The sequence below is a fragment of the Candidatus Eremiobacteraceae bacterium genome (assembly GCA_036511855.1).
In the GTDB taxonomy this organism is placed as follows: domain Bacteria; phylum Vulcanimicrobiota; class Vulcanimicrobiia; order Eremiobacterales; family Eremiobacteraceae; genus JABCYQ01.
In genome coordinates, this window is record DATCBN010000022.1 from 37,383 (window position 1) to 51,602 (window position 14,220).

A 14,220-nucleotide genomic window follows, 5' to 3' on the forward strand; every position below is an offset into this window, starting at 1 on the left:
GCTGCTTGCCCTCCTACAGACGAAATAAGATTACGGCACGCGGTATGTCGGCGGCGCGATCATCGGCGATTCAGGTTCGAAATCGCGATAGACGTCTTGCACCGCGAGTTCGAAGGCCACGCGGCTGGGATCGTCGCGAGACACGGTCGATGTCGAGCACGTCCCAGACACCGAATATGCGGCCGCGTCGAGCACGCACCACACCAAAGCCTTCGACTTGCGTTCGAGGTTTGCGGCGGTCGTCGATCCGGCGCGCACTTCTATATGAAGCACCTTGTCGCCGACCACTTTGATTTCGGCGGGCGAGAGGACCGCCACGCGCGGTGCACCGTCTGCGCAGACTGTGACGAGCAACACTGCTCTGGCCGTCTCTCCACGCACCGGCGCTTGGCCAAGTTCGAATCGCATGGGAGCGGGCACCGCATTTCCGATGCGTTCTGCCATCACTATTTGTCCTTACTGTTCGGCGTCCGTGTAACGCTCGCGTCTCCCGGTTGTCCTATTGACGAGCGAGTGAGTGCGAGGATCCTTATGACGAAGATATTCTACTATTGCACGCGGTGTGCGTGCAGCCTCGAAGTGAGCGACGAGACGTGCGCCGCCTGCGGCGTTGAAACGATGGACTCAAATCGCGTTATCCATTTGCAAACCGAAGGCAGTCGCTATAGCCGCAAACGGCCTCGCGGCGCGGCCGCTCCGTCGTTCACCCCTCCTCCAACTCCGCGTTAACACCGAGCCGCAGCTTTCAATCTAAACCTTTCGTCAGGAACGGATTCTCCGCGCGCTCGCGACCAATCGTCGTCATCGGCCCGTGACCGCAGATCACCGCACATTCATCCGGCATCGTGAGAAGCTGTGAGCGAATGGAAGCGATGATGGTGTCGTACGATCCGCCCCACAGATCGGTGCGGCCGATGCTCCCCGCAAACAGCGTGTCGCCGGATAGGATGAGTGGAGCGGAGCCTGGGCCGACGAACGTCACGCTTCCCGGTGAATGGCCGGGGGTGTGTAGCACGTCGAGACCCGAAGCACCGAACTCGACTCTGCCGCCGTCTTTGAGAAAAGCGTCGATGTCCGCTATCGGCGGCGTCGCGACACCAAGCCAACGGGCTTGAACCTCGAGTTCACGATATAATTCCAGATCCTCTTCGTGCAGCATCGCCTTCGCGCCGGTGATCTGCTTCAAATCTGCCATGCCGCCGACGTGATCGATGTGCGCGTGCGTCGCGACGATCGCAGCGACAGTCAGGCCGTGTTTGGCGAGCGCGGCTTCGATGCGGCTGACATCGTCGCCGGGATCGACGACCACGGCGCGTTTCGTCTTCTCGTCTCCAAGGATGACGCAATTGCACTGCAACATGCCGACCGGAAAATGCTCGACGATCATGATGTTGCGCCCGAACGCTTTGCAGACGCCTTGGCGAGAAACGGCGCAGTCTCCACGATGAACCGCTCGTGCGTTCCCGACATGATTATTTCGGTGTCGTCGCGTGCTTCGACGTTGAAGACCAACCGCCGGCGGTCGATTTCCGCGAGCTCGGCGGTGATGGTGAACGACATGCCCTCCGGCGTGGCGGCGAGATGCCGCACATCGACGCGCGTGCCCACCGTGGATTGGCCTGGATCGAGCCCGCCACTCACGCACGAAAGACATTCTGTCTCAAGAAGACTGACGAGATGCGGCGTCGCAAGAACGCGAACACCGGGATTGCCGTAGTGGTCGGCGAGCCGCTCGGCATCGGCGCGATAAGTGTGCGACGATCGCATGCCGGGTTGAAGACGGTGCATGACGTCGCGCCTTCGCGAAAGGTGCGCCACGGCCCCCGTGCAAGTCTATGCCGGCTACGATGAAGACGACAACCATCCGCGATAACCGCGACGACGCCGGCCGGGCGCTGGACGCGCGGATCCTCGCGCTTATGGATGCTTCCGGCGATGATGCCGCTTTCGACCGCCTCGCGGTCGATATATACGCGTATCAGTTCGAGCGCAACGCTCCATACCGGCGATTCTGCGAGCGTATGGGCAGCGATCCATCGCGCGCGTCGTCGTGGCGTGACGTCCCCGCGGTAGCCGCGGCGTCTTTTGGTGACGCACGCCTCGCGTGCTTTGCGCCCGACCGCAACGCACTCACCTTTGTCTCCAGCGGCACCACGACCGGCGGCGCACGCGCATCGCGCCACGAGCTCGATGCTGCTGAACTCTACGACGCGGCGCTGGCCGCGCAGTATCGCGCTCTCGTGCTGCCCGATGTCCCAGCTCTGCCGCACGTGTTCCTCGCGCCGGCGTTCTCCGATGCGCCCACCTCTTCACTCTCGTACATGCTTTCCGCGATCGATCTGCGCTTCGGTGCTGCAGGCGGCGGATTTTACGTGCGAGCGGGCGCGTTGGACTTCGGGGGACTTCGCGCCGCGCTCTCGGTGAAACAACCACGCGTGGTCTTTGGCACGGCATTTTCCTTCGTCCATCTCGCAGAGCAATGCCGCGCGACACGCACGCGTTTCTCCCTCGCTGCGGGAAGCCGCGTGGTGGAGACGGGCGGTTTCAAAGGAAAGTCGCGCGAAATCACGCGCGAAGAGCTGTATGCGTCGTTCGACGAGCTTCTCGGCGTGCCGCCGGAGCATTGTCTCTCAGAGTACGGCATGTGCGAATTGGGCAGCCAATGGTATGATGCGAATATCGCCGATGTCTCCGCGGGCCGCAATCCGCGACGCCACGTCAAAATCGGACCGCATTGGACTCGCACCGTCATCGTCGATCCGGTAACCACTTCGCCCCTCGCATCCGGCGAGACCGGGCTCCTTCAGATCTTCGACATGAGCAATCGCGGTTCGGTGGCCGCGGTCCTCACGGGCGATCTTGCGCGCGAACGCGACGGCGGCATCGAGGTCGTCGGCCGACATCCCGGCGCGCCGCCGAAAGGCTGCAGCATCGCGGCCGATGCGAACCTTCGCGGACTTGCGACATGACGACGCTTTCGCCCATCGGCGAGATCCGGGCGGCAGCCACGGAACGCTTCGTGCGCGAATGGCGCGACCCGTATTCGTGGGTGCGCCGGGAAGCGCGCGAACGGCTCGCAGGCGGGTTCTGGTCGGGGCAAGTCATCGAGCGTGCCTTCGACAAAGTGTTCAGTGATCGGGCCGAAGAAACTCCCAACATTCTCATTGGCAATTGGTTCGAGCACTGCAGCGACCATGCTCGTCGCGCGCTGGTGATCCTACCTGGTAACGTCATCGGCCCGGCGCTATGCGCCGCCTATTCGGTCGCGATAACCGGGGCCAGTGCAATTCTTAAGGCCGCAAGCTCGGAACGCGCCGTCGCCGATATCGTCGCACGCCAGTGGAACGAAATCGGATATCCGCTCGCCGGCGCGATCGAAGCGCGCTATTGGCCGGGCGGCGATCTTGCCGCGGAGGCCGATGCCGTCGCCGATGTCGATGGCGTGATCGCGTTTGGAAGCGATGAAACTATCGATTCCATTCGAGGCCGCGTGCCGGCGACGAAGCACTTCAAGGGTTACGGCACGCGATATAGCTTGGGACTCGTGACGCACGGCGCCGATCTCTTGCCGGCCGCAGAGAGCGCCGCGATCGATGTGTCCATGTTCGATCAAGCCGGCTGTATGTCACCGCAGACCATCTACGTCGTCGGCGATGCGTCGCGGGCATTGCGTTTCGCCCACGCACTCGACGGTGCGCTGCACCGCACAAGCCTATGGTTGCCGCGAATAAAACCGTCCTACGATGAGGCGGCGGCCGCCAACGAAGTCTTGCGGCGATCGAACCTCACCGCGATGCCGGCTAATAGCCACGGCTTGTCGCCGATCCTCTCTGGGCCGGAGAACGGTGGCTGCGCGGACTATCTCATCGTCGTCGAGCCGCAGGGTCCGCCTCGCACGCACGGATTTGGGCGCATCGTCGTGGTTATGCCGCTCGAACTGGGGCGGCCGCCCGTGCTCACAATGCGATTCGAGGCACTCGGCATAGCGGCCGGCGATCGTGAAGAAATCGAAATCGACGTCTTTCGCGCGCTACGGGGCGACGTTGAAAAGAATCAGCCCAATCTCGTCGACCTTGGCCGCATGCAAGAAGCTGTCGGTCTGCCGTCGGCCAACGACTTCATTCGCCGCACCGGCGATGTCGACTGAGATGGCGCTCGATTTGAGGCAAGTATGAACGGTTGCGATCTGCCGGAAATCGTGGTGACGCCCCCGGGGCCGGAGAGCCGCCGCCTGTCTGCCGAGCTGAGGCAAGTCGAGAGCCGCAATGTCACCTTCGTCGGGCCGGACTCGCCCATATTCTTGAAAAGCGGCGCCGGCGCAAATCTGCAGGACGTGGATGGGAACACATACGTCGACCTATGCGCCGCGTTTGCCGTCGCGGCAGTCGGCCATAGCAATCCGCGAGTGATCTCGGCGATCGCGAACCAAGCCGCCCGTCTGCTGCACGGGATGGGTGATGTCTATCCCACGGAAGAAAAGGTCGTCCTAGCGCACGAACTGTGCGCGCTCGCTCCTGGACGGTTCGAGAAACGCGTTTATTTCGGCGTCACCGGCGCCGACGCGGTGGAAGCAGCCCTCAAGACCGCCATGATGGCCACGGGCAAACCCGGCGTCATCTGCTTTGAGGGCGCTTATCACGGACTATCCTATGGGGCGCTCGAGGTCACAGACCGCGATCATTTTCGCGCGCCTTTCGCCCGGCAACTGGGCGGCTTTTCGCGGCGCTTGCCCTATCCGGATGACTCGACATGGCTGGAGAGCATCGCAGCGATCGAGCTAATCCTCGGCGACCGCACGTCGCCTGGCATCGGTGCGGTGCTGGTCGAACCGATCCAAGGTCGCGGCGGCGATCGTCCCGCCCCGCTTGGCTGGCTGCGGGCGGTTCGCGAACTGTGCCGGACTGACGGGCCGCTCCTCGTCCTGGATGAGGTCTATTCCGGCTTTGGCAGGACAGGCCGCTGGTTTGCGTGCGAGCATGCCGGGATCGCGGCGGACCTGCTGTGCGTCGGGAAGGGCATGGCGTCGGGGTTCCCGATCTCCGCATGCATCGGCCGCGCCGACGTGATGGATAGCTGGCCGCCCTCGACCGGCGAAGCCATTCATACAAGCACGTTCCTCGGCAGTCCCACGGGGTGCGCCGCGGCGCTCGCCTCGATCACGGAGCTCCGCGATCGGAAGCTGGTCGAACGCGCCGCTTCATTTGGGGTGCTCATCGAGGAGCTGCTCCGCGAGCTGCGCCGCGAAGCACCAGACAAAGTCAAAGCAGTGCGCGGCCGCGGCATGATGTGGGGCATCCAGTGCGCGAACGCCGAGATCGCGTCGAGGGCTGCGGTGGAGGCGCTTCGGCACGGTGTACTCGTTCTCACGAGCGGCGTGCTCAGCGACGTGATCGCTCTTTCTCCACCGCTCGTCATCACCGAAGAACAACTGCGTCATGCCATCGGTGTACTTAGCAGTTCACTAAAATGAAGTTATCCACAATTTATTTTAAAAACGAACGAACATTCGGCTTGCGTGGCTATAACCTAGTGCTTATACTGCACTTACACCGACCGCGCGGTGCCGAGACAGGAAGCACACAACGGATGCTGCGATTGCAATCGCAGAGAGCGGAACGACTCGGGAAAGGCACCCCTGCCGTTGGGGATCCGGCTCCCGCCGGATGATGGACCTGGGGATCGCGTCCCAGAGAAGCCAACGTTAAGCGAGTAGAGGGTCCGGTACCCACCACTCAATGACGCGGCGACAGTGCCATCGGCCAATCAGATAACGGCCGGGCCGAAAGGCTCGGCTGTTTCTGTGGAGTAAAGCCTCGTCGTGCCCGAAACCCGCCTCCTTCGCGACGTAGTTCATGAAGAGCCGCCTCGCGACACCGCGCGCTTTGGCGCCTTCAGCTACCGCCAATTTCGACTGCTCTGGTTCGGCCTGCTCGTGTCCAATGCCGGATCGTGGATGCAGATGCTCGCGCAGGGCTGGCTCGTCGTGCAGTTGTCGAACAGCGCTGCCGAAGGGTCGTTCTATCTCGGCATGGTCGGCCTCGTGCGCGCCGCCCCGGTCCTTGCACTTTCGGGATTCGCCGGCGCGCTCGCCGACCGCCACGACCGGCGCCGGATTCTCACGCTGACGCAAGTCTTGATGGGCTTGTCCGCGCTCGTACTTGGCATTCTCGTTGAGATCCACGCCGTGAAGATCTGGCACGTCATGATCATGGCGGCGATTTCGGCGGGCGCGAACGCGTTTGACGCACCGACGCGGCAAGCGATGCTGCCACAACTCGTCGGCGAGCGCGATCTCATGAGCGCCATAGGGCTTAATTCCGCCGCATTCAACGGACCGGCCCTCGTCGGTCCGGCGCTCGGCGGCTTGGTCGTCGCGGCGGTCGGCATCGCCCCGTGCTTTTTCATCAACGCCGGATCGTACGTCGCCGTCTTGATCGCTCTCGCGATGATGACGCCCCAACCGCCCGTGAGCACCGCACGAAAGAGAAGCCTGTTGGGCGAAGCAATGGATGGATTTGCGTACGTCGGAAGGGAGCCGCGGCTGTTGGCGATCTTCGGCATGCTGTCGTTGATGGGGCTTGTCGCGCGGCCGTACCTGCAGCTGCTGCCGGCATTCATCAAGGTGGTTCTCGGCGGCGGTCCTCAGGCGCTCGGCATCGTGATGGGGGCGGCCGGAGGAGGCGCGCTGCTGGGGTCGCTCGTCACGGCGCTCATCGGGATCACGCGCGGCCGGGGCGCTCTGATGGTCGGCAGCGCGGCGTTTGCCGGCGCTGCGCTCGTCTGGTTCTCCTACAGCTCATCGGTGTGGGCGGCTTCGACGGCGCTCATCGTGCTCGGCGGATCGATCATGGTGTTCATGGGCATGTCGAACACGCTGATCCAGACCTACACGCCGAGCGAAATGCGCGGACGCGTGATCTCCATCTATACCATGACGGTGCTCGGCTTTATGCCGCTCGGTTCGGGCCTTCTCGGATGGACCGCGAGCCTGACGTCATTGCCGCTGACGTTTGCCGTGAGCGGCGCGTTGGTGGTCGCGGCCGCTGCATTACTCGCGTTGCGCAGCGACGTGCGCGCGCTGGCGTGAAGCCCGGCGAAAAGATTTACTGCGGATAGCTCTCCAGCGTCTTTTTGACCGAGCTGAGGAAGCGCGAGGCCACTGCACCGTCAAGCACCCGGTGATCCAGACACAGACATAGATTCATGATGGAGCGGATCGCGATCGCATCGTTGACCACCCAGGGACGCTTCACGACTGCTTCCATAGTGATGATCGCGGCTTGCGGCGGATTGATAATCGGAACCGAAGCGACATTGCCGAGCGCGCCGGTGTTGTCGACCGTGATGGTGCCATCGGTGAGATCGGGCATGGTGAGCCGGCGCCGCCGCGCTTTGTCGACGAGTTCGGCGATGGATTGCGCAAGACCGGCTAGGCTCAAGCGGTCCGCGTCGCGCACGACCGGAACGACCAGTCCCTCTTCGACGTCGATCGCGATGCCGACGTTGATATGCTTGCGTTGGATGACATGATCGCCGCCCCACGCGCTGTTGACCAGCGGATTTTCTTTCAACGCACGGCAGACGGCTTGCACGACGATGGGCAAGTATGTGAGATTGACGCCTTCGTGCGCCTTGAAGGCGGCCTTCTCGCGGTCGCGCCAGCGTGAAAGTTCGGTGACGTCGGCCTCCATCATGCACCACGCGTGCGGGATGGTGGTGGCGGCTTGCGTCATGCGCTCAGCGATGGTCTTGCGCATCTGCGAGAGGCGGATGATGGTGTCGTCGTCGCCGGCGTGCGCGAGAACGGGGGCATGCGCCGCGGACGGCGGGGCTGCCGTCCGGGCTTGGCTCGATCCAGCGGATGCGGCGGTTGCTTGCGCTACTTGTGCTGCCGGCGAGAACCTCGTGGCCACGCCGCTTTCAACCGCCTTTACGACATCTCGTGCGGTGATGCGGCCGGCGCGCCCAGTTCCCGCAACTCCGCCAAGATCCAGTTGATGCTCGCGCGCGAGCTTGCGCACTGCCGGAGAATAGCGGGCGCCGTTAGCCTGCGCGGGCGGCGCGGCCGTTCGAGAATTGCCGGGCGAGCTTGCGCTCGGCGCTGCCGAAGCTACATGGCTTGCCGCTGCTGCGGCCGGAGCACTTGTCGCGGCCGCCGGCGCTGCCGTTCCCGCTTCGATGATTTCGCATACCGTGGCGCCCACCGGCACGGTCTCGCCCTCTTGGACGAGAATCTCTCCGACGGTACCGCCGAACGGTGAGGGGATCTCCGACGCGACCTTATCGGTCTCGACTTCGAGCAGCGGCTCGTATTTGGCGATGGCTTCGCCCGTTTTCTTGAGCCAGCGTCCGACTGTGCCCTCGGTGACGGTCTCACCGAGTTGCGGCATGGTGACTTTTGCCAATGATGCGACCCTCTAGAACGCCGCGAGATCGCGCAACGCCGCAGCGATGCGCTCGGGGCTCGGCATGAATGCTTCTTCGTAGACCTTAGAGTAGCCCATCGCCGGCACGTCGGGCCCGCAGAGGCGGCGGACCGGCGCATCGAGTTCGAACAACGCTTCCTCGGCGATGATGGCCGAGATCTCCGCGCCGACGCCGCCGAATTTGTTGTCCTCGTGAACGATAAGCACTTTGCGCGTTTTGGTGGCGGTAGTGAGAATCGCCTCGCGGTCCATCGGGCGGATCGATCGCAGATCGAGAACTTCGACGTCGATGCCGTCCTTGATCAATTCTTCCGCAGCCTGAACCGCGAAATGCCGCATAAGGCCGTACGTGATCACCGACAGATCGCGGCCCGGCCGCGCTATATCGGCCTTGCCGATGGGCACGGTGTGCCTTCCATCGGGCACATCGCCCTTTATCAGCCGGTAGGTCTTCTTGTGTTCGAGGAAAAGGACCGGATCTTCGTCCTCGATCGCGGCGTTGAGCAATCCCTTCGCATCCGCGGGCGTGGACGGCGCGAGCACCTTCAGGCCCGGCACGTGGTAGAACAACGCTTCGATGCTCACCGAGTGCGACAACGCGCCGCCGACTCCGCCGCCATACGGCGTCCGGATGACAAGCGGACACGTGTTGCCGCCCGCGCTGCGGTAGCGAATTTTCGCCGCTTCGCCGACTATTTGGCTGTACGCGGGATAGATGAAATCCGCGAATTGGATCTCGGCGATCGGCCGCAAGCCCGCGATTGCGGCGCCGATGGCCACTCCGATGATCGACGCTTCTGCAAGCGGCGTGTCGAGGATGCGATCGCGGCCGAACTCCTCGAGAAAATCCTTGGTTATGAGGAAGACGTTGCCCCGTGCTCCGACATCTTCGCCGAGGATGAAGACCCGTTCGTCTCGCGCGAGCGCATCGTGCAATGTCTCGCGCACGGCTTCCAGTAGATTTTTGACTGCCATCTAGATCCTCGAGGCGTTCGTGACGCAATGGGCAAGCGATGCTTGCCCTAGTACGGAATCGGCCCTAACGGAATCGGCCCTAACGGAATCGGCCACATAGAACACGTTAGGAAAGCGGGCCTTCGGCATAGACGTGCGTGTACAGGTCTTCAGGCGAGGGCGACGGTTGCATTTCGGCCCAATCGGTTGCTTCATTGACTTCAACAAGTGCGCGCGCCTTGAGCTCGGCGGCAGCCGGCTCGTCGAGGTAGCCGCGATCGGCGAGCCATGCCTCAAAGCGCGGCACCGGGTCGCGTTTCTTGACTGCTTCGATCTCGTCCGGCGTTCTATACGTGAGCTGATTGTCGTCGGTCGTGTGCGACATCGCGCGATAGCATTTTGCCTCGACGAGCGTGGCACCGCCGCCCGCGCGCGCGCGATCGACCGCTTCGCGCACGGTGACGTATGACGCGATCGGATCGGTGCCGTCGCAGATCACGCCCGGCAGGCCGTAGGCGACCGCGCGGTCGGCGACGTTCTTCACCGCCATCTGCATGGATTGCGGCACCGAGATCGCATACTCGTTGTTCTCGCACAAGAAGACGATCGGCAGTTTATGAATGCCGGCGAAGTTCAGCGCTTCGTGCCATTCGCCTTCGCTGGTCGAACCCTCGCCGAACGATGTCAGCACGACCGCATCTTGCTTGCGCATCTTGTGCGCGAGCGCCATGCCGACGGCATGCGTCACATGCGCCGCGATGATGGACGATATGCTCGCGATGTTGCGATCCGGCACGCTGTAATGATTGGGGAATTGGCGGCCGCTCGAAAACACGTCGGCTTTGCGCGCGAACAGGCACATCAGTTGCTCGCGCGGCGTCACGCCGAACGAAAGCGCCATGCACGTGTCACGATAGTAAGGGACGATCCAGTCGGTGCCGCGCCGCAATGCGAACGCAGCCGCGACTTGAATGGCCTCATGTCCCTGGCAGGTTGCGGCGAACGGTATCTTGCCCTGCCGGTTGAGCGCGAATCCGCGATCGTCGCACGTCCGCGTCAGAATCATGAAATAATACATATCGCGCAGACGATCGGGGGTGAGTCCCTCCGGCAACGTCTCGCGAACGCTCGGTTCGCTCTTCATGAGGAGCGAGGTTCGTTCCGTGCGGCCGCGTATTCCTGGGACGCGTTCGGCCTAAATCTCGATTCCGTCGTCGTGCGTCACCGTTTTGCGAGCGACACCGGACTCGAACGCGGCATTGGAGACCGCCTTGGCGACTGCTTCGACAACGCGCGTGTCGAACACGCTAGGTACGATATATTCGTTCGACAGTTCGTCCGCCCCGATCACGGCGGCGATCGCATTGGCCGCCGCAAGTTTCATCGGCTCGTTGATCCGGCGCGCGCGCGCGTCGAGCGCGCCTCGGAAGACGCCGGGGAACGCGAGAAGATTGTTGACTTGATTCGGATAGTCGGACCGGCCTGTTGCCATCACCGCCACGTAAGGTTCGGCGATATCGGGCGCGATTTCGGGCAAAGGATTGGCCATCGCGAACACGATGGGGTCTTTGGCCATGGTCTTCAGATCCGCAACGGTCAGAACGTCCGGACGCGACAACCCGATGAAGACGTCTGCGCCGGGTAGCACGGCGGAGAGCGATCCCTCGCGCCGGTCTTTGTTGCCGTTGTCTGCGAGCCACTGCCACATCTCGTTGCCGGGATACGAGCGGCCAGCGACGAGCGCACCGTCGCGATCGACGCCGATGACGTCGGCCGCGCCAGCAGAGATGAGGATCTTGGCGCATGCGCCGCCGGCCGCGCCGATGCCGTTGACCACGATCCGCGTTTGCGACATTTTCTTGCCGACTACTTTGAGCGCGTTTAGCAGCGCCGCCAGGATCACGATGGCGGTGCCGTGCTGATCGTCGTGCATCACCGGGATTTCGAGAAGGTCGTCGAGTCTGCGCTCGATCTCAAAGCAGCGCGGCGACGAGATGTCCTCGAGATTCACGCCGCCGAAGACCGGCGCGATGCGCACGACGGTGTCAACGATCTCGTCGACGACTTTTGTGTCGAGACAAATCGGAAAAGCGTCGACGCCGGCGAACGATTTGAACAGCATGGCCTTGCCCTCCATCACGGGGAGCGCCGCGTATGGCCCGACATCGCCGAGCCCGAGCACCGCGGTGCCGTCCGTGACGATGGCCACCATGTTTCGTTTGACGGTGAGCGCATAAGCCTTCGCTGGGTCATCGGCGATGGCGAGACTCACTCGTGCGACGCCCGGCGTGTAAACACGCGAGAGGATCTCGCGGTTGTTGACCGGCATTCGCGGAACGACCTCGATCTTGCCGCCCAAATGCGCAAGAAATGTGCGATCGCTGACGTTGATCACGCGGACTCCGTCCACGTTGCGTAACGCCGCCACCACCGCGAGCAGGTGATCGTCATCCTGCACGTCGATGCTTATATCGCGCAGCACGGTCTTCTTGCCGACGCGATTGACGTCGACCGCGCCGATCCGGCCGCCGGTTTCCGCTATCGCGTGCGCCACATTGGCAAAGGTGCCGAGCGCCGTTATCTGTTCGATCCGGACGATGGACGAAAAACCGATCTTCATTTGCTGTGACACGTGACTGCTTGTCCCCCGTGCGGACAGAAAGGGAATGGCGCGTCGCGGACTAGAACGCCAGCCCTCACATTCCCCGATTCCGGAGGAAATCTTCGTTGCGCCGAACGCTCGCGCTCGCAGTCATCGTCGTCACGCTGTGCGTGAACCTCGGCGCTTGTTCCACGCCGATCGACACGGGCAGCAATATCCCCGCACAGAGCCAGCCGATCTACACCGTGCTCGCGCTCCTCGGATTAGGCATTGCCATTGCGGCGATTCACCATCACGCCGAGAAGCCGAGCTCGGGATCCCCGAAGATTGCGCAGACGCCGAGCAGCGTTATTCCGCTCCGGTTGAGCAATGCGACGCCCTTCGACGTGACGCTCGATCCGCTCGTGCCGGGCCAGTTCGGCGCGCTGCTTGCTGGCTCGTCGGGGTCGGCGTCGGTGTTCGAGCTTGGCGATATCTCATCGGATGGGGTGACGTCGCAATACACGCTGCCGGTGGGATACCAGCCGGCGGCGGTCGCAATCGACGGCGGGGCCACCAACCAGGAGTGGTTCGTGAACGGCAGCGGTCTCGTAGACGGCTGTCAGATCGGGCCAACCGTTTGTACGCCAAGCCCTGCTCCGTTCTTCGATGCGCTTGCGACCGGCGGCACGCGATACATCGCCGCAGACGGCCAGCATCTCTTCATCGCACGAGACGATGGGGCCGGCACTGTCACGTGGTCGGCGTTCGATCTCGCTGCCAACAACGTTGGAACGGGCTCATACACGTACACCTCGGGAACCGGCAAGGGGCTTTATCCAAGAGACGCGGTCGTATCGATCGGAAGTTCGGTCAGCCAGTTCCTGCTCTTCCATCAAGATGGCACGACGCACGAGATCCAGTTGACGTCGCCACCAACCACCGGGCTTGGACCGACTCTGAATCCGGTGCCCACGAATATCGGCAATGCGACCATCAACGGAGTTGATATCTACGGCTTCACCGGATCGCCATCCGCAGGACTGTACTCGATCGCACGATATGACGCCGTTGGCACCGATCCGCTCGCCTACACCATTCAGGCGGTCACGCTGGTCGCTTTCAACGGCGTCACTAAACCGCCCATCGGCACCTCATTCAAGGTACCGCTCACCAACCTGCATGCGGACGGCGCCGGGATCTACGGTCTGGATCCCAACGGCACGCTCGTGACGTTCAATGTTTTCTAAGAACGGCATCGCCGCCAACGATGTGCTCCGCGCAGTCGCGGAAAACGCGGATGCCGTCGCGGCCGGCGTCTGCCGCCGCTTATTGCTGCCGCTTGAACGGGCCGATGAAGAGCGCGCAAGCCGGCTGCTCGACACCTTGCGCGGCTACTACGCATGCGGCGGAAGTGTGGCGAAGACGGCTGAAAAGTTGTTCCTGCACCGCAACAGCGTGCGCTACCGGCTGGATCGCGTGCGCTCATTGCTCGGCGCCGACATCGATCATCCGGAAGTCGCCGCAGCACTTCTCGCCGCATTCGCGGTGGCGTCCAGCGCGGTGCCCAAGAAGGAGTACCATGAAGCTCAGCGCGCGAAATAAATTGCCGGGCGTCATAGAGCGCATCGAAGTCGACGGCATCACCGCGAAAGTCACCATGCGCTGCGGCGACAACTGCCTTGTCGCCGTCATCACGCGCGAATCCGTCGAAGACATGGATCTTCACGTCGGTGACGCGGTCAGTGCCGTCATTAAGTCATCGTCGGTGATGCTCGCCAAAGAATGACCGGTCAGCCCAGGGGCAACCACACCCGGACCGTGGTCCCGCGGCCCGGCGTAGGCTCGACCGATATCCGTCCGCCATGGGCTTCAACGATGCGTTTGCTAAGGCTCAAACCCAGCCCGAGGCCCTGACTCGCGTTATTGTGTTTGCGCGCCGCGTGGTGATAGGGCGAAAAGAGATCGCCGACGACGGCGTCATCTATGCCCGAACCGCGATCGACGATCGCGATCGACACTCCGTCGTGGTCGAGTTCGGTGTTCACGACGATGTCGCCGTCGCCCGGCCAGTACCGATCGGCGTTGCCGATAAGATGCGCGAACGCCCGCGTGAGGCGGTCGAGGTCGGCCTCAAGAAATATTTCCGTCGCCTGAGTATCGATCCGCACCGCGTGCCGCGGCGAAAGATCAATGGCCGCCACCGAGGCGTCGAACACATCCGAAAGACACAGCCGGGCGATGCGCAACCCGGCGCGC

At 63.0% G+C, this 14,220-nt stretch carries 15 protein-coding genes; 7 read left to right on the forward strand and 8 right to left on the reverse strand.

The genetic code is table 11. The features are described 5' to 3' along the window. Positions 1–30: 30 nt before the first annotated feature. From VII69_03530 to VII69_03540, 3 genes are all read right to left on the reverse strand, one after another. Positions 31–444, reverse strand: a complete 414-nt coding sequence (locus VII69_03530; protein HEY5094170.1) for a hypothetical protein — start codon at positions 442–444, stop codon at positions 31–33. Between the two features lie 301 nt (positions 445–745). Beyond that, a complete protein-coding gene (locus tag VII69_03535; protein ID HEY5094171.1) occupies positions 746–1,387 on the reverse strand; it encodes an MBL fold metallo-hydrolase in 642 nt (213 codons plus the stop codon). Then, positions 1,384–1,788: a thioesterase family protein gene (locus VII69_03540; protein ID HEY5094172.1), complete on the reverse strand. Its 405-nt coding sequence runs from the start codon at positions 1,786–1,788 to the stop codon at positions 1,384–1,386. The genes VII69_03535 and VII69_03540 overlap by 4 nt, the downstream gene beginning before the upstream one ends. 59 nt (positions 1,789–1,847) lie before the next feature. On the opposite strand from VII69_03540, the gene VII69_03545 reads away from it, so the two are divergent. The 4 genes from VII69_03545 (at position 1,848) to VII69_03560 (ending at position 7,087) form a co-directional block, all read left to right on the forward strand. After that, positions 1,848–2,969: a hypothetical protein gene (locus VII69_03545; GenBank protein ID HEY5094173.1), complete on the forward strand. Its 1,122-nt coding sequence runs from the start codon at positions 1,848–1,850 to the stop codon at positions 2,967–2,969. Continuing rightward, complete coding sequence (locus VII69_03550) at positions 2,966–4,147, forward strand: acyl-CoA reductase (protein HEY5094174.1); 1,182 nt, start codon at positions 2,966–2,968, stop codon at positions 4,145–4,147. Before VII69_03545 ends, VII69_03550 begins: the two co-directional genes overlap by 4 nt. A 24-nt stretch (positions 4,148–4,171) precedes the next feature. Then, a complete protein-coding gene (locus VII69_03555; GenBank protein HEY5094175.1) occupies positions 4,172–5,470 on the forward strand; it encodes an aspartate aminotransferase family protein in 1,299 nt (432 codons plus the stop codon). Positions 5,471–5,818: 348 nt separating this feature from the next. Beyond that, entirely contained in the window at positions 5,819–7,087 is a 1,269-nt protein-coding gene (locus tag VII69_03560; protein ID HEY5094176.1) for an MFS transporter, read from the forward strand. Between the two features lie 16 nt (positions 7,088–7,103). Here VII69_03560 and VII69_03565 read toward each other — a convergent pair whose 3' ends face one another. The 4 genes from VII69_03565 to VII69_03580 form a co-directional block, all read right to left on the reverse strand. After that, positions 7,104–8,405, reverse strand: a complete 1,302-nt coding sequence (locus tag VII69_03565; protein HEY5094177.1) for a dihydrolipoamide acetyltransferase family protein — start codon at positions 8,403–8,405, stop codon at positions 7,104–7,106. Between the two features lie 12 nt (positions 8,406–8,417). Further along, positions 8,418–9,401: an alpha-ketoacid dehydrogenase subunit beta gene (locus VII69_03570; protein ID HEY5094178.1), complete on the reverse strand. Its 984-nt coding sequence runs from the start codon at positions 9,399–9,401 to the stop codon at positions 8,418–8,420. 106 nt (positions 9,402–9,507) lie between these two features. Continuing rightward, positions 9,508–10,524: a thiamine pyrophosphate-dependent dehydrogenase E1 component subunit alpha gene (locus VII69_03575; protein ID HEY5094179.1), complete on the reverse strand. Its 1,017-nt coding sequence runs from the start codon at positions 10,522–10,524 to the stop codon at positions 9,508–9,510. A 51-nt stretch (positions 10,525–10,575) separates the two neighbouring features. Next, a complete protein-coding gene (locus tag VII69_03580; GenBank protein HEY5094180.1) occupies positions 10,576–12,012 on the reverse strand; it encodes an NAD-dependent malic enzyme in 1,437 nt (478 codons plus the stop codon). A 95-nt stretch (positions 12,013–12,107) separates the two neighbouring features. On the opposite strand from VII69_03580, the gene VII69_03585 reads away from it, so the two are divergent. From VII69_03585 to VII69_03595, 3 genes are read left to right on the forward strand one after another with little or no spacing between them, the layout of a single operon-like run. Then, positions 12,108–13,211: a hypothetical protein gene (locus VII69_03585; GenBank protein HEY5094181.1), complete on the forward strand. Its 1,104-nt coding sequence runs from the start codon at positions 12,108–12,110 to the stop codon at positions 13,209–13,211. Further along, positions 13,201–13,566: a helix-turn-helix domain-containing protein gene (locus VII69_03590; GenBank protein ID HEY5094182.1), complete on the forward strand. Its 366-nt coding sequence runs from the start codon at positions 13,201–13,203 to the stop codon at positions 13,564–13,566. The genes VII69_03585 and VII69_03590 overlap by 11 nt, the downstream gene beginning before the upstream one ends. After that, complete coding sequence (locus VII69_03595; GenBank protein ID HEY5094183.1) at positions 13,544–13,750, forward strand: TOBE domain-containing protein; 207 nt, start codon at positions 13,544–13,546, stop codon at positions 13,748–13,750. Before VII69_03590 ends, VII69_03595 begins: the two co-directional genes overlap by 23 nt. A 4-nt stretch (positions 13,751–13,754) precedes the next feature. Here VII69_03595 and VII69_03600 read toward each other — a convergent pair. After that, on the reverse strand, positions 13,755–14,220 hold a 466-nt coding region (locus VII69_03600; GenBank protein ID HEY5094184.1), incomplete at its 5' end, for an ATP-binding protein.

Excerpts from the sequence above, each read along its gene's own strand:
- VII69_03530 (HEY5094170.1), bottom strand. The coding sequence starts at position 444 with ATGGCAGAACGCATCGGAAATGCGGTGCCCGCTCCCATGCGATTCGAA.
- VII69_03535 (HEY5094171.1), bottom strand. The coding sequence starts at position 1,387 with ATGATCGTCGAGCATTTTCCGGTCGGCATGTTGCAGTGCAATTGCGTC.
- VII69_03540 (HEY5094172.1), bottom strand. The coding sequence starts at position 1,788 with ATGCACCGTCTTCAACCCGGCATGCGATCGTCGCACACTTATCGCGCC.
- VII69_03545 (HEY5094173.1), top strand. The coding sequence starts at position 1,848 with ATGAAGACGACAACCATCCGCGATAACCGCGACGACGCCGGCCGGGCG.
- VII69_03550 (HEY5094174.1), top strand. The coding sequence starts at position 2,966 with ATGACGACGCTTTCGCCCATCGGCGAGATCCGGGCGGCAGCCACGGAA.
- VII69_03555 (HEY5094175.1), top strand. The coding sequence starts at position 4,172 with ATGAACGGTTGCGATCTGCCGGAAATCGTGGTGACGCCCCCGGGGCCG.
- VII69_03570 (HEY5094178.1), bottom strand. The coding sequence starts at position 9,401 with ATGGCAGTCAAAAATCTACTGGAAGCCGTGCGCGAGACATTGCACGAT.
- VII69_03575 (HEY5094179.1), bottom strand. The coding sequence starts at position 10,524 with ATGAAGAGCGAACCGAGCGTTCGCGAGACGTTGCCGGAGGGACTCACC.
- VII69_03590 (HEY5094182.1), top strand. The coding sequence starts at position 13,201 with ATGTTTTCTAAGAACGGCATCGCCGCCAACGATGTGCTCCGCGCAGTC.
- VII69_03595 (HEY5094183.1), top strand. The coding sequence starts at position 13,544 with ATGAAGCTCAGCGCGCGAAATAAATTGCCGGGCGTCATAGAGCGCATC.